This is a genomic window from Chryseobacterium sp. Tr-659 (genome assembly GCF_011752975.1).
Taxonomy (GTDB): Bacteria; Bacteroidota; Bacteroidia; order Flavobacteriales; family Weeksellaceae; genus Chryseobacterium.
The window spans coordinates 82,634-98,862 of sequence record NZ_VWWP01000004.1 but is presented as its reverse complement, the minus strand read 5'-3'; the positions used below and the strand labels follow the sequence as shown (position 1 = coordinate 98,862).

Genomic DNA, 16,229 nt, shown 5'->3' with positions numbered 1-16,229 from the left:
CAAAAATTCTAATGTCATAAAAAAAGCTTTCAATCGAAAGCCTTTTGTGTTATTATTTACAATTCTCATTATAATCATAAATCACTTCATTAATCATTGAAAGTTTATCCGTTGTGGAATTGCTGATTTCATCTCTGATGAATTTTCCAAGGCCGCTCCTTTTCTTCTCCTCGTTTTTCAGGGAACCATATTCTCCTTTTGTCATTTTTGTTTTTACATAAGGGCAGTCGGCAAGAATGATTTTTGCTTTTGCAGGAGTCAGTTCTTCAACTTTTCCTCCTTTTTTAGAAAAGATATAATCAGGATTTTCTCTTAATCTGTCTGTTTCAGTCTGAGTGATCGCTCTTGTCGTGTTTGCGGAAAGAGCCGTAGGGTAGCCATAAAGCTTATAAACGGTAACTTTACCTTCTGCTACTACCTCAGCAAATTGCTCTGTTCTTGAAAGGTTATTAATCGCTTTAAACCCTGCGGCCAGTCCTGTTGTACTTTCAGAGCTGTTTAAAGCTTCCCTCATATTGGAGTATTTTACAGATTTGAAAACCCTGGGTGTATCTCCTTCATATAGCATATATTCTTTGATATCGCCAGCATCATATGTTTTAAACTTAATTTTGTTTTTTGTTTTATCAATATCAGAGATAGCGGCAAATCTTACTTTTAACTGATTCAGCCATGGGCTGGAATAACCTCCGTGCAAATGGATCACACCTTCAGTCTTTTTCCCGGTTTTATCAATAATATATCCGTATTTTTCTCCATTATAAGTGCCGTCTTCTTCCTGTTCCTGAGCCTGCACGCTGAAAGAGATAAGGCTGAAAAAGCCCATAAGTAGTAATTTCTTCATGGTTTTGTTTTTATAATTTCCGCAAAGATAATTTTTTTATTCAAATTAATGCCGAAGATAGTATTTCATGGAAGCCCATAAAAAAAGATCCAGAAAATTCTGAATCTTTTATATTAATTTGATTTTTAAACATTATTGATACCTCTGGTGTTCTTTGCTTTTTGAGAACCTTTTCGTAATCGGCTTGAATAAAGCTTTGTATTTTTCTGCATCAAATAACTGAGAATCCGTAAGGGCCTTATAGGTCATCCAAACTCCGAAAGGCAGAAGAATCAGGTTAGGCAGCCATGCTGCGAGGTATGGATTCATTTTACCACTCCATGAAAGATTTTCTACCCCAACATTCATCACGTAAAATACAATGAAAATAACAATAGCAATGATCACAGGAAGTCCCATTCCTCCTTTTCTGATGATTGATCCTAAACTGGCACCAATCAGGAAAAAAATAATACAGGTAACAGAATAGGCTACAATTCTCTGTTGGTAAATAACAACTTTACTGAAGTATTTTATATTGGAACTGTATTCATTCTTTTTTGATTCCAGCGTAGATTTAAGATTATCCAGCCTGTTGTAAGCGTTATAGATGATTTCAAGCTTTTTATCACCTTTCACCGTGTCCAGCTTTATTTGTGATTTTGCGGCGGCTTTAGGCTTGTTACCCTGATCCATATAAGTAACCACGGAATTGGTTTGCCCCAGAACTTCAGAGCCTACATTATTAAAGAATTGTTTGTTATCCTTTTTGCTTTTATCGATCGTTCCGTTAAGCTGATTATAAGTCTGGAAACGATAATCATCTGTAATCTGTTCTTTTTCGATAGCCTTATTAATGATCTCACTGATGTCAAAGTGAGAAGTCAGCGTATCAAATTTAATAGCCTGATCCGGCTGTTTCTGTCTCACATTGTCGCCTTTTCCGGCAAATGCATCTTCAAATACATACCCATTGTAAAGAACCAGTTTCAGGAAGTTTTTATTAGCCGCCGGAACAAATTTTCCTTTTTCGGCCACTACAGATTGCTGGTTTTCGTAAGCATTGGCTTTTTTATGAACAAAAACCCCTTCAATATTTTCTCCGTTTTCTCCGTATATTTTGTCAAATTTCACCATATAACCCGGAATCTGATCAATAAACTGTCCAGGAGTAAAGTTGATCGCAGGTTTGGTCTGGGCAATATTGAAAAGCATATTTTTTGCTTTTTTCTGAAAATCCGGAATAATATTATTGGAAAAGAAAAACAGCATAATAGCAAGTGCTGTTGAAATTCCCAGCAGGGGAGTCATTACCCTGGTTAAAGGAATTCCTGCCGCCTTCATTGCAGCAAGCTCATAGCGTTCTCCAAATTCTCCGAATGACATAATACTTGCCAGAAGAATGGTAAGCGGAAGAACCATGCTGATAACGTTTACCCCAAGGTAAAAAAGAAGTTTAAGGATTTGCCAGTAGCTTAACCCTTTACCCATAAACTGCCCTAATTGAACCCAGATAATGTTTACAATAAAAATGAAAAACAATACGCTGAATATAAAGAAAAACGGTCCAAAGAAGGTTTTTATGATATATCGGTCTAGTATTTTTAACATGCGCCAAAATTAATCAAAAAGCCACAAAGTTTTCTTTGCAGCTCTGATATTTTATGAAATTTTTATAATTAAGTAAAAAGGCTAAATCACCAAACTGTAAATTTACTATCCACACTTTACGTTTTTGTCCTTTTACCTTTTCGCTTACAATTCTGTAATTACGTAGTTTTTAAACTTATTCTTATCAAAAACGAACATATTAGGATCCAGTTCCTGATTTTCTTTGTATTCTTTAATTGCAATTACCGCAACATCTTTATTGTTTCCGTGCTGTTCCAGTTTTACCATTTGTTTCTTTGCAGAATCTACAAAAAGGTAAACAAACTGGATTCCGTTTGATTTTACAGGAGTAAGCTTAATGAAATCTGCATTAACTCCATTGATCATTTTTTTACCGTTATAAGTTACGTTATAATCATTTCTGTAGGTCGTCAGGTAGTTGATAGGAGAGAACATGGTGCTGCTTCCGTTGGGCTTTGCAATGGTTACCTCCATATCATCCGCGTTGATGTTGTAAATTTTGTTTCCGTCGAAGATCTGTTCGGTATCCATGATCTTCAGTTTATATTTTTCTCCGGCAGCATAATAAATACCAGGTTCAGTTTTCGTAACCTGTCCGTTAAGACCGCTTCCAAAAGAAAATTTGAAGTAAGAATTCTTTTTAGAATTGTAGTTGGCTGTAATATCATCCAATATCTTTTTTGCTTTCGCATCAATCTTCTGAGCATTGGCCATTCCTACTGCACCTACAACAAAACTTCCTAATATAACTTTTGAAATAATATTTTTCATTTTTTTATTTAATAATCTTTAGACATTTTTAATTTTGAAAGGTTAAACCTTCTGATTTTCCCTTTAACTACGCAGATCTTCCAAAAACTGTTCCAAAGAATGAAGATCGCTGATCAGGACTTCTCTTGCTTTAGCTCCATTGAATCCTCCAACAATTCCGCTGGCTTCAAGCTGGTCCATAATTCTTCCGGCTCTATTGTATCCCAATTTCAATTGTCTCTGAAGCATTGAAGTAGAACCCTGCTGCGTAGAAACAATAATTCTTGCCGCTTCTTCGAATAAAGCATCCTTTTCATTCGGATCAAATGAACCTACTGAACTTGTAGAATCTTCAGAAACATATTCCGGAAGTAAAAATGCCGAAGCATATCCTTTCTGTTCTCCAATAAATTCAGCCAGTCTTTCTACTTCAGGAGTATCTACGAAAGCACATTGAAGTCTTAAGATCTCATTTCCGTTGAAATAAAGCATATCTCCTTTACCAATCAGCTGATCTGCCCCCGGAGAATCAAGTATCGTTCTTGAATCTACACTTGAAATTACTCTGAATGCCGCTCTTGCAGGGAAGTTCGCTTTGATCATACCCGTAATTACATTTACAGAAGGTCTCTGTGTTGCTACGATAAGGTGGATACCAACGGCTCTTGCAAGCTGTGCCAGTCTGGCAATAGGCAATTCAACCTCTTTTCCTGCGGTCATAATCAAATCTGCAAACTCATCCACCACCAATACAATATAAGGTAAGAAGCGGTGTCCGTTTTCAGGATTCAGTTTTCTTTCTGCAAACTTCTTGTTGTATTCTTTTAAGTTCTTACAGAATGCGTTTTTAAGAAGGTCATATCGGGTATCCATTTCAATACACAGAGAGTTCAGGGTATTGATTACTTTGTTGGTATCTGTGATAATAGCTTCTTCAGCATCAGGAAGCTTCGCCAGGTAATGTCTTTCAATTTTTGAATATAATGAAAGTTCCACCTTTTTAGGGTCTACCATTACAAACTTCAGCTCACTAGGGTGTTTTTTGTAAAGTAAAGAAGTAAGAATTGCGTTAATTCCTACAGATTTACCCTGGCCTGTTGCTCCTGCCATCAATAAGTGAGGCATTTTTGAAAGGTCGGCCATGAAAATTTCATTAGAAATCGTTTTTCCGAAAACTACCGGAAGATCCATATCTGTATTCTGGAATTTCTGAGAACCGATCACGGAACGCATAGAAACCATTGTAGGGTTTTTTCTTGGAACTTCAATTCCGATGGTTCCTTTTCCAGGCATCGGAGCAATAATTCGGATTCCTAAGGCAGAAAGATTCAGAGCAATATCATCCTGTAGTTTTTTAATGGCAGCAACCCGGATTCCGGCTTCAGGAACAATTTCGTATAATGTAACGGTAGGCCCTATGGTTGCTTTGATCTCTGCAATTCCTACGTTGAAATTCTTTAAAAGTCCAACGATCTTATTTTTGTTTTCCTCTAACTCTTCTTTGTTGATCGAAATTTCTTCGCTTCCATAGTCTTTCAGAAGATCTACAGGAGGCATCTGGAAATTCGCCAGATCCAATTTATGATCATAAAGTCCGTGTTTTTCTATCAGCTCCTGAGATTTTCTGTCAGAATCATCAAGCACATCAATAACAGGCGCTACTTCTACATTGAACTTGATATTTTCTTGAGCCGCTGTTGATGTAACTGCCGGAGATGGAGTAGAAGGTCTGATATCAAATGCCTCTTCCGGACTTGAAACCGGAACAATAGGTTTGGTAGAAAGGTTTAAACTAACCGGTTGGGAAACTTCCTTTGGTTCAGCTTCAAAAGAAGTATGATTAGGTGTTGTAATAGTTTCTATATCGGTAGAAACAGGTACTTCCGGAAATCCTTTCGGAACATTTACCGGTTCCTGTTCTTTAGCTTTGCTGTTAAACGGACTGTTAGATGCAGGGCTGCTGCTATCGCTTACGGTAACATTCGGAGCAACTTCTTCTTCTGTTTCCTCCGGTTCTTCTTTCAGTTCTTCATCCGCTTCAAAATCTTCATCAGAATCCGGCATCATGGATTTTACTTTTCCAATCGTATTTTCATTGATCTTATTGAGTTTTGCTTTGATAGAACTTGGACGAAGATTGAATTCAAGTATAAAATACAGAAGGATACTTGCAGCCAGCACGGTCCATAAACCTACACTTCCGATAATAGAATTAAGATAATCCATAATCTGATAACCATATACACCGCCTAAAACTCCTTGCCCTTTTGTAAGTGCTCCCATAAAGATAGGCAGCCAGCAAATAAAAAACAAAGAATGGCCAATTGTCATCCATGGTTTGAAAATTTTCTTTTTAAGGATAAGGGTACCCACCACAAGAAATAAAAATGCAATAATGAATGAGGCAATACCGATACTTTCAAAGATGAAAATATTTCCCAGCCAGTCACCCACTTTGCCGAAAATATTGGAAGATTTTATACTCTTGTCAAGCATAGTCCCGGCTTGGCTTTGATCCGCTTTCCAGTTCATTAAGTAGGAAATGAAAGAGAGAGCAAGAACGCCGGAGAACAATATAAAAGTAAGCCCGAAAAAAATACGGGGTTTAGATAAAATTCTGCCTTTATCAGGCGATTCAGTCGGTTTTTTTTGTGTCTTTTTGTCCATAATATCAATGTCGCAAATTTAATGTTTTTTCAACACTAAAAGAATCTTTTTTAACCAAAAAACATTTTGGTAATCCCGCTTTTATAAGGGTTATTTAAAATCTGTTTTAAAAAATATTTTTCGTTAATAAAATAAAAATAAGGTTATTTTTTTTGTTTATCCAAATCTGATCCTGTTAAAGTCTATTAAATGGTAGTTTATTTTGTTTCTACTGAAAAAATATGATAAAGTTTTTAATTTTTTACGTAGAAATGAAAAAAAACAACAATATATTATGATGTGGTTAATATTATAAAACAAATCTCCTGATTGATATTGAGTGCGACTGATATTTTAATTTTAAAATGAAAAATGTAAACATGTTTACATGATTATATGCTGTTTTGTTAAAAAAATATATCATACCTTTGCGATATATATTAAAAAACATGTGTGTTCATGAAATGCTTATCACAGTATTTTAATACTGATATCATGATTGGTCATAACCGTTGGGTTAAGAAGTAAAACAATTTAAAGTTTATTTTTAATCATTTCCATATTCCACTTTCCCGATGCATTGGCGTATCCTTGTTAGATCTGCCAATCTGAAAAAATAGACAACAATATTAAAAAATACATTAATGAGAAAGCAATTATTCTTTGTATTCTTGTTGTGTAATGGTACGTTATGGGCACAATCTCCGGGTGGTGTTTCCGGTAATTTGCAGATATGGGTGAAAGCAGATGCAGGTACAGGCACAACAACAGATAATACACAGGTCTCCATATGGGAGAATCAAAAGACTGGCGGGGTAAATGGAATTGCCAACCAGGGAATGCCGGGTTACTATGCTGATCCGGGGATAGGGGCAAGGCCCGTTTACCGTACAGCTGCATCTATTCCGGCTTTTAATTTTAATCCTGCGATAGAAATTGTAAGCACCAATGGCTATAGGTCCGGATACAAATTTCCTTCAGGATTTCCTGATAACTCCACAAAATCTCTGACTTCATACACGCATCTTTCCAGAACGGCGTCTGCTACTTACAGAACTGTTTTTGTAATGAACGGAACAGCTCAGAGCTCCAATACTACTGCTATCGCCGGTATTTGGCAATCTCCTTTCTTTGGAACAAGGACAAACCGGCCGGAGTTTTATAATGAAAAAGAGTTCGGGGATGTGTTTTTCGGAACAGACATTATTTCAACAGTTGGAAGCAACACTCCAAGCATACAGTCTTATTATAACAGTGTGGAAGCCGGAAATGTAAAATATGTTTTTGATAATAATGGTTTTACTTACGGAGGTCCTTCAAATGGAGTTTCTTCTACAAATAATTATCCGGGAATGGTTCTTTTGATGGATAATGACGGAGGGTCCGGTTCCAGCTCTTTAGCCGGAGACAGGATAGGTGAGTTTATTTTATATTCAGAAACTCAAACTGCGGAAGAGAGACAAAGAGTGAATTCTTATCTTGCTGTAAAATATGGAATTACTTTGAAGCAGCCTCAGAATTACCTGGGCTCTGATCAGTCTGTAATCTGGAACTCCGGTTCTAATGCAGATTTCAACAATAATATTTTCGGTTTAGCAAAAGATGACCAGTCAGCTTTAAGTCAAATGGTGAGTAACAGCATTAACGACGAAAATAATAGTATGCTCGTACTTGCCACAACTAACGATTTTATTTCTGCTAATAGTGATGTGGGAAGAATCATTTTTCCTCAGGATAAAACTTTTTTACTGACAGGAGATAATAACATTCAGTCTCTTCCTTTGGTTAGTTATGGCACAACTTCCGGGAAAATCATTCAGAGAGCCTGGCTGGTGCAGAAAACAAATAATACAGGTTCTTTATGGCTGCAGGCTGATCTTTCAAAATACACCGAAATAGTAGCCACGGATAAGTTGTTTATGATGGTAGCAGATGATGCAGGTTTCACCCAAAATGTGCAAATGATTTCTGCAGCAAGTTTTGCAGGCGGTAAAGCTGTTTTTAATTACACTTTCACAGGTAATCAATATTTTACATTCGGAATCAATCTTGAAGCTTACTGCACTAAAGATCCTGCAACGGGAGTTCCGGATGCTTTTACAAAAATGGGGATCTCAGGATATACCAATGTTCAAAACGGCTGGCCGGGAAATATTCCGAACGGATTTTTAGCGCTTGAATCAAAAGATAAAGGATTGGTTATAACGAGAACAACTTCAGGAAGCATTGCGCTGCCTGTAGAAGGGATGTTGATTTATGATACCGCAGATAAATGTTTTAAGCTGTACAATGGCGCAACATGGAAATGTATTACCAGATCTTGTAATGATTAAAAAAACAAAATATGAAAAAGATAATTACAATAATAACCCTATTTTCAGTGGTTGTAATGCAAGCTCAAATTGCGATTGAAAAAGTACAGGTTGACGGGGATGGGGTTTTAGATTTTCCGGCTAATACCACAAAAGGTATTCTACTGCCCATTGTTGAGACGCTTCCCATTAATGCTTCAGCAGGAACGCTTCTTATGGATAAAAATGATAAAGTATTGAAAATGAATGTGGAATCTGCATGGGTTCCGTTAAGTGATGCCGGGGATATAACGAATGCTGTATTTAATACAAATGGAGAAATTCCCGGACAGAACAGGATTATTATAGGTGCCGCTACAACTGCGGTTCCGGGAGTTCTGGTTCTGGAGTCTTCAGATAAAGCCTTGATTCTTCCAAAAGTGGCAGCTCCTCATCTCAATGTAAAGAATCCATATCCTGGAATGATTTGTTATGATACGGTAAGTAAAAGTATGGCGGTATTTGACGGCTTGAAATGGAGTTACTGGAAATAATATATAATATTCCTGTTTTGCCGAAACCAACAGGAAAATAATAACTTCTTTTTCTCAGAACTTGTGGAACAAAAACAGATAATTTACATAGAATGCTTCAATCATTAGGATAGGTATAATGAATCTGTATTTTTTCGGATTTATAAATTGAATTTTTCTTAATATTTTTCAACTTATTAAGAATGTTTCAAAATAAGCAAAATAGGGGCCAAAGTGACAAAAAACAGCTTTTTTTAAGTTCTTTGTGGTTTATCATCCTTATTTTTGCATGTCAAGTACAATAAATCATGAAGAAGCTCCAAGATATTCTTATCTCAACCAGAACAATGGCTGTATTGTTGCTGGTGTACGCATTTGCAATGGCTTATGCAACGTTCTTAGAAAACGACTACGGAACTCCTACAGCAAAAGCATTAATTTATGAGGCCAAGTGGTTTGAACTCATTATGATCCTGCTCATTCTTAATTTCATAGGAAATATCGGCAGATACAGACTCTGGAAAAAAGATAAATGGCCGGTTCTTGTTTTTCACCTTGCCTTCGTTTTTATTTTTATCGGGGGTGCTATTACCAGATACATCAGTTTTGAAGGGCAGATGCACATCAGAGAAGGAGAAACCTCCAACGAAATCGTAACGGATAAAAACTTCTTCAAAATTCAGATCGAGGAAAAGGGTGATGTTCTTAATTATCAGGATGTCCCTTACCTCATGTCTCCGCTGCATAAAGACTTCAAAGCAACGTATGACTTCCGCGGAAAAGAAGTGAAAGTTTTTGCCAAGGAATACATTCAGAGAAAAAAAGACAGTCTTGTTGCAGAACCAAACGGTACAGAATATCTTCATTTGGTTTCTACGGGAACTACCGGAAGACAAAATATTTACATTAAACCGGGTGAAACAAAATCCATCAACGGAACTTTAGTTACATTCAACAGAGCTATTGAAGGAGCGGTTGAGTTCAAAAATGAAGGAGGAAAACTATTTATTAAAACTCCTGTAGATGCCAGCTATATGACCATGGCTACTCAGGCAACCGGGAATACGGTGAAGAATGAATTCCAGCCGTTGGCATTAAGAAGTTTATATACCATCAACGAGTTGAAATTGGTAGTTCCTGAAGGTCTTAAAAAAGGAAGACTGATGGCAATTGAAGGAGACAGAAAGAAAGATGCAAATGTTCCTGATATGCTTCAGATTGAACTGCAGGGTCCAAAAACAAAGCAGATTGTAGATCTTTCTGTTGAAAAAGGAAATCCTAATGCTTATAAGCAGGTTACTATGGATGGATTAAATATCATGGTAGGATTTGGCCCTAAAGTATACAATACTCCTTTTGCACTGAAGCTGGATGACTTTGTAATGGAAACGTACCCGGGAAGTTCATCTCCGAGTGCTTACGAAAGTCATGTGAAAATTATCGATGAAGGTAAAGAAACTCCTTATAAAATCTATATGAATCATGTTCTTAACCATAAAGGATACCGTTTCTTCCAATCGAGCTTTGACCCGGACAGAATGGGAACCGTTCTTTCTGTAAACCACGATTACTGGGGAACTTTAATTTCTTATATTGGATACGGACTTTTATTCCTGGGAATGTTTGTAATTTTCTTCTGGAAAGGAACTCACTTCTGGAAATTAAATAAAATGCTGACTGATGTTAATAAAAAGAAAGCCGCAGCTGTACTTTTAATTTTCTTAAGCTTAGGATTAAATGCACAGAAAATAGAAACTCACGGAACTACAGATGGAAGCAGAGAACACATTCATGTAGAAGGTGACAATCATTCTCATGCTCCGGCTCCTTCAGCTCAACCGCTTGATGGTGCGGCTCCAAAACAGAACTCATTAGCAACTCCAATGGGGAAAATGAGATCTATCTCTCCGGATGAAATCATTGCAAGAAATAGAATCAGCAAAGAACATGCAGATAAATTCGGATACCTTTTGGTTCAGAATTTTGAAGGAAGAATTGTTCCTATCAATACAGAAGCATTAGACGTTTTAAGAAAACTATACAAGAAAGACGAATTTAAAGGAACAGACGGAAAGTCTCTTACTGCCAACCAATGGTTCCTTTCTATCAATACGGATACACCAAGCTGGACAATGGTTCCGATGATTAAAGTAGGAACTAAGGGCGGTGATGAACTGAAAAATAAAACGAAGGCCGATGAAGATGGATACACTTCATTGATGAACCTTTTCCCTGCGGATGCTAACGGTAATCTTACCTATATCTTAGAGCGTGATTATAATACGGCATTCCGTAAAAAACCGTCTGAACAAACAAACTATGATAAAGAAGTAATTGCTGTAAATGAAAGAGTACAGATCTTCAATGGATTCTTCAGCGGTCAGTTTATGAGAATAGTTCCTGTAAAAAATGATGCTAATCACACATGGCATTCATGGCTGGATCAGAAATTCGAACCGGATATGGAGTCTCAGGAGGTAATGGGACCTTATTTTGCTGAAGCACTTACTGCACAGAAGACTGGCAACTGGAGCAAAGCAGATACAGAATTGGCGAAGCTTTCAGAGTATCAGCAGAAATGGGGTAAAGCCGTTGTTCCTGCTAAATCCAAAGTCGATCTTGAAGTATTTATGAATAAAGTAGATATTAACTTCAAATTGTTAATCTTCTACACACTTATTGGGGGGCTACTTTTGATTTTAGGTTTTGTTGAACTATTCAAATCAAATCAAACATTAAAGAAAATTATTAAGATCATTATTGCCATTGGTTTAATAGGATATCTTTGTCATTTCTTAGGACTTGTGGCAAGATGGTATATTTCAGGCCACGCTCCTTGGAGTAACGGATATGAAGCCATTATCTTTATCTCATGGGTAGGTATTACGGCAGGTTTAATCCTTTACAGAAACGCAAACGCATTGATTCCTGCTGCAGGATTTATGGTAGCGGTTATCATGATGGGATTTGCACACGGAGGTTCTGCACTTGATCCGCAGATTACACCGCTTGTTCCTGTATTGAAATCTTACTGGCTGATTGTACACGTAGCAATCATTACATCGAGTTATGGATTCTTCGCATTGTCGATGATTATTGCGGTTATTTCATTAGTATTCTATATTATTTCAAATAAAGAAACGTATAAAATTCATCATGATACTACATTGAAGGAATTGGTAATCGTTTCAGAAATGTCTTTAACGATAGGATTGTTTGCACTAACTGTTGGTAACTTCTTAGGCGGGATCTGGGCTAATGAATCCTGGGGTAGATATTGGAGCTGGGACCCGAAAGAAACATGGGCTTTCATTTCTATTATGGTGTATGCATTTGTGCTGCACATGAGATTAGTACCTGGATTGAGAAGCAGATGGGCATTCCACGTGGCAACAATGTTTGCATTCTGTTCAATGGTAATGACCTATTTCGGGGTGAACTATTATCTGAGCGGGCTTCACTCATATGCTGCAGGAGACCCTGTACCAGTACCGGCTTGGGTTTATATTGGCCTTGCCACGATGGCTACTTTATCAGCTGTTTCTTATTTCAAGTTTAAAGCTTTGACAAAGAAATAATCCTTTACAACATATATGACTCAAAATCCCAGAAGTAAACTCTGGGATTTTTTTATTTTAAAAACGATCATTTTATACAATATAATGAAATGCTTTGGGAGTTTCTTTTTTATTAAACCTGTTTAAACTTTTATTTTCTAAATAAGTTTAAACAGGTTCCAAGTGTATAAAAAAATTGAAATACAATTTAAACGATCTCTAAGATTGTACAAACAAACTGTTTTCCTAACGCAACGTTTTCAATTTTAAAACGGTTGATTGTAAGTGAGCAACGAATAGAATCAACTTCGTTGATTAGTCGAAGCTTGGGTATAAGCATACCGCTTCATCAGCGACAAAGTCACATCATTTTGCTCCCTTACAATAAAGGGTAATTATCCATAAACTTTGCGTTAATAATTTTTAACACACACTTAAGTTCACATAAGATGAAAATCTTTGATTTTCAACAAGACTTTAGTGTACTTCTTATACACAAAGCATATAGCTTAAATAGCTTAAGTTTTTAAAATGCTTTTGTGCCTTTTCTGGTTTAGTAAAAAAGTTTAAACAGACTTATTATTTATAATGTACAAAAGTCTTAACGGACATTGCGTTTATATTTTTTTGATCTCTAAATGTAATCAGAGACCTGATACCATGTATTCCGAATCCCGTTCTCATTAAAAAAATAAAATTTTTCATTCAAAATCCAAAATTTACTGCTAACTTTATGATATCAAAATAATATCAAATTAAAAATTCAATCATGGAAAAAACATTAAAACCTATGTCAGGTTATCTTACATTAGTCATTTGTCTGGCTTTGTTTGTTGCTGCCGTATACTTTTTCATCAGTGGAGTTGATCAGAGTATTACATTTGTTGTGATCGCTATGCTTTGCTTTCTGATTTCATGCTTTTTCTTGAAAGGTCTCATGATCATCCAGCCGAACCATTCAAGAGTATTGAACTTCTTTGGAAAGTATGTAGGAACAGTAAAGGAAAACGGATTATTTTTTATCAATCCTTTGTATTCATCACAGAGAATCAGTCTTCGTTCCGAAAACCTTCAGGGGCAGACTTTGAAAGTAAATGATAAAATGGGGAATCCTATTGAAATTGCAGCCGTAATTGTATGGAAAGTAGGAGACACCTACAAAGCTGCTTATGAAGTAGAAAGGTACACGGATTATGTAAGAATGCAGAGTGAAGCAGCTGTAAGACACCTTGCTGTAAGTTTTCCTTATGATAACCTTGAAGATGAGCATGCAGACATTACGCTGAGAGACGGTGGTGATCAGGTGAACAAAATCCTGGAGCAGGAGTTACTGGAAAGACTGGCACCCGCAGGAATCACCATTCAGGAAGCAAGAATTACGCACCTGGCTTATGCTTCAGAAATTGCAGGAGCCATGCTTCAGAGACAGCAGGCTACGGCTATTGTTGCGGCAAGAACTAAAATTGTGGAAGGAGCAGTGGGAATGGTAGATCTTGCCTTGAAGAAGCTTTCTGCAGAGAATATCGTTGAGCTTGATGATGAAAGAAAAGCAGCAATGGTGAGTAATTTAATGGTGGTTCTTTGCGGTGAAAAAGCAGCAACCCCTATATTAAATGCCGGAACACTTTACAATTAATAGTGAAGAATTAATCATGAATTTATATGGTGGTTGAGCCATAAAATATTCAGACAATCATGTAAGAGAAATTTAGAAATGAAATCAGAAAAAACTCAGAACTCCTCAGAAAATAAAGGCAAAAAATCTTTTGTCATAAGAATAGACGAGTCTACTTATAAATTAATAGAGAAGTGGGCAGGTGATGAGTTCAGAAGTGTGAATGGCCAGATCGAATATCTGCTGCATCAAAGCCTGGTGAATTCAGGGAGAAAGAAAAAAGACTGATGTAAAAGGTAATTCCTGAGAGATAAAAGATATTTTCAGGGAGATTATAATTTGAAATTCTCAATTTTATCTCCGATTTGAATTACAGAAAACGCAAAAAAGATCCGGTTTTTGAACTTTTCATTAAAAGAATAACAATTCAATTAACCTTACTACAAAAAGAAAGCAGAGAAAAACTTCTCTGCTTTTTTATTTAATACAACTCTGAAGGGTATCTGCTCCAAAGTAGAATATAACGAGCCAAACCAAGCCTTTAATGGTAAAGAACGCAAGCCCTGCCCATCCTACACGCTTGAACCACTTCTTAAACTTTGAGTTGTTTTCTTGTGAATTTTCCATTGGTGATTATCAAAAAGATTACGTTACAAAGATAAGCATGTTTATAATTAGTCCAAATAAAAAGCGTATTAAAAATTAAAGTTTTGAGGTTCACATAATATTTTTATCTTTAGAGAGAACGAAAAGTAAGATTTTATGTCAAAAAAAGTAAAGGATTTCGGAATCGAAAAAACACTCAAAAACCTTGGTATTAAAGAAGAGAACAAAGGGACTTCAGTGGGCGGAAAGTTTTTCGCTTCAGGAAAGACGATTGAAAGCATCTCTCCTGTGGACGGTAAGCTTATTGCTAAAGTAAAGACTTCCGGAGAAAGTGATTATGACAAAGTAATTGAAACTGCTCAAAAGGCATTTCAGGAATTCAGGCTGATCCCGGCTCCCAAAAGAGGAGAGATCGTAAGACAGCTTGGATTAAAATTGAGAGAATATAAAGAAGATCTTGGAAAACTTGTTTCTTATGAAATGGGTAAATCTTTGCAGGAAGGATTAGGAGAAGTTCAGGAAATGATCGATATCTGTGATTTCGCTGTAGGACTTTCCAGACAGCTTCAGGGATATACAATGCATTCAGAAAGGCCTGGCCACAGAATGTACGAACAATATCATCCGCTTGGCGTAGTAGGAATCATTACAGCATTCAACTTCCCGGTAGCCGTATGGTCATGGAATACAGCATTGGCCTGGATCTGTGGTAACGTTACCATCTGGAAGCCATCTGAAAAAACACCACTTTGTGCCATCGCATGTCAGAATATCATGACTGAAGTCTTAAAGGAGAACAACCTTCCTGAGGGAGTTTCAAGTGTACTGGTATCAGACCATGAAATCGGACAGAAACTGGTGGATGATAAAAGAGTTGCATTAGTATCTTTCACCGGATCTACAAGAGTAGGAAGAATGGTTTCTTCAAAAGTGGCAGAAAGATTCGGAAAATCTATTCTTGAGCTGGGAGGAAATAATGCAATCATCATCACAAAAGAAGCTGACATTGATATGTCTATTATCGGAGCGGTATTCGGAGCGGTAGGAACTGCAGGTCAAAGATGTACCTCTACAAGAAGACTGATCATTCATGAAAGCGTTTATGATGAAGTAAAAACAAGACTGGCAAAAGCTTACGGTCAATTGAAAATCGGAAATCCATTGGATGAGAAAAACCATGTAGGGCCGTTAATTGATACAGATGCTGTAAACCAATACGAAGAAGCAATTAAAAAATGCAAAAAAGAAGGAGGTAAATTCGTTGTTGAAGGAGGTGTTTTATCAGGTAAAGAATATGAATCCGGCTGTTATGTGAAGCCATGTGTTGCCGAAGTGAAAAATTCTTACGAGATTGTTCAACATGAAACTTTTGCACCTATCTTATATCTGATCAAGTACAAAACATTAGAAGATGCTATTGCTATTCAGAATGATGTTCCGCAAGGATTATCTTCTGCGATTATGACCCAGAATTTAAGAGAAGCAGAATTGTTCCTTTCTCATGCAGGTTCAGACTGTGGTATTGCTAACGTAAATATCGGTACTTCAGGAGCTGAAATTGGAGGTGCTTTCGGAGGTGAAAAAGAAACCGGAGGTGGAAGAGAATCCGGATCTGATGCCTGGAAATACTATATGAGAAGACAAACTAATACTATAAATTATACTGCTCAACTTCCTTTAGCACAAGGTATTAAATTCGATTTATAAAAGCTTTACTTAAAGCACTCAAAAAAACATAAAACTTAATAACCTGAATGATCAAATGTTTCTACTCAG

At 36.7% G+C, this 16,229-nt stretch carries 11 protein-coding genes; 6 read left to right on the top strand and 5 right to left on the bottom strand.

The annotated features are described in order from the left end of the window. Positions 1-52: 52 nt before the first annotated feature. From F3J23_RS11015 to F3J23_RS11000, 4 genes are all read right to left on the bottom strand, one after another. Positions 53-844 (bottom strand): hypothetical protein, encoded by a 792-nt coding sequence (locus F3J23_RS11015; protein ID WP_167028402.1) that lies wholly within the window; start codon positions 842-844, stop codon positions 53-55. A 132-nt stretch (positions 845-976) separates the two neighbouring features. Next, on the bottom strand, positions 977-2,434 hold the full coding sequence (locus F3J23_RS11010; RefSeq protein ID WP_167028399.1) for an LptF/LptG family permease: 1,458 nt from the start codon (positions 2,432-2,434) through the stop codon (positions 977-979). A gap of 144 nt (positions 2,435-2,578) precedes the next feature. Then, positions 2,579-3,226 carry a LolA family protein gene (locus tag F3J23_RS11005; protein ID WP_167028396.1) on the bottom strand — a complete coding sequence of 216 codons (648 nt, stop codon included), beginning with the start codon at positions 3,224-3,226 and terminating at the stop codon, positions 2,579-2,581. 63 nt (positions 3,227-3,289) lie between these two features. Beyond that, positions 3,290-5,872 (bottom strand): FtsK/SpoIIIE family DNA translocase, encoded by a 2,583-nt coding sequence (locus tag F3J23_RS11000; RefSeq protein ID WP_167028393.1) that lies wholly within the window; start codon positions 5,870-5,872, stop codon positions 3,290-3,292. Positions 5,873-6,495: 623 nt separating this feature from the next. Here F3J23_RS11000 and F3J23_RS10995 point away from each other — a divergent pair. The 5 genes from F3J23_RS10995 (at position 6,496) to F3J23_RS10975 (ending at position 14,135) form a co-directional block, all read left to right on the top strand. Then, on the top strand, positions 6,496-8,184 hold the full coding sequence (locus tag F3J23_RS10995; RefSeq protein WP_167028390.1) for a hypothetical protein: 1,689 nt from the start codon (positions 6,496-6,498) through the stop codon (positions 8,182-8,184). Positions 8,185-8,195: 11 nt separating this feature from the next. Beyond that, complete coding sequence (locus F3J23_RS10990; protein ID WP_167028387.1) at positions 8,196-8,696, top strand: hypothetical protein; 501 nt, start codon at positions 8,196-8,198, stop codon at positions 8,694-8,696. 287 nt (positions 8,697-8,983) lie between these two features. Beyond that, a complete protein-coding gene (ccsA, locus tag F3J23_RS10985) occupies positions 8,984-12,253 on the top strand; it encodes a cytochrome c biogenesis protein CcsA (RefSeq protein WP_167028384.1) in 3,270 nt (1,089 codons plus the stop codon). Between the two features lie 748 nt (positions 12,254-13,001). Then, positions 13,002-13,868 (top strand): SPFH domain-containing protein, encoded by an 867-nt coding sequence (locus F3J23_RS10980; RefSeq protein WP_167028381.1) that lies wholly within the window; start codon positions 13,002-13,004, stop codon positions 13,866-13,868. Positions 13,869-13,946: 78 nt separating this feature from the next. Then, a complete protein-coding gene (locus F3J23_RS10975; protein WP_167028378.1) occupies positions 13,947-14,135 on the top strand; it encodes an Arc family DNA binding domain-containing protein in 189 nt (62 codons plus the stop codon). A 189-nt stretch (positions 14,136-14,324) separates the two neighbouring features. Here F3J23_RS10975 and F3J23_RS10970 read toward each other — a convergent pair whose 3' ends face one another. Beyond that, the gene (locus F3J23_RS10970) at positions 14,325-14,474 is read right to left on the bottom strand and encodes a histidine kinase (protein ID WP_065397693.1); all 150 of its coding nucleotides are present in this window, start codon (positions 14,472-14,474) and stop codon (positions 14,325-14,327) included. Between the two features lie 135 nt (positions 14,475-14,609). Here F3J23_RS10970 and F3J23_RS10965 point away from each other — a divergent pair, with 135 nt between their 5' ends. After that, positions 14,610-16,160, top strand: coding sequence for an aldehyde dehydrogenase family protein (locus tag F3J23_RS10965; RefSeq protein WP_167028375.1), 1,551 nt, complete (start codon positions 14,610-14,612; stop codon positions 16,158-16,160). Positions 16,161-16,229: the final 69 nt, after the last annotated feature.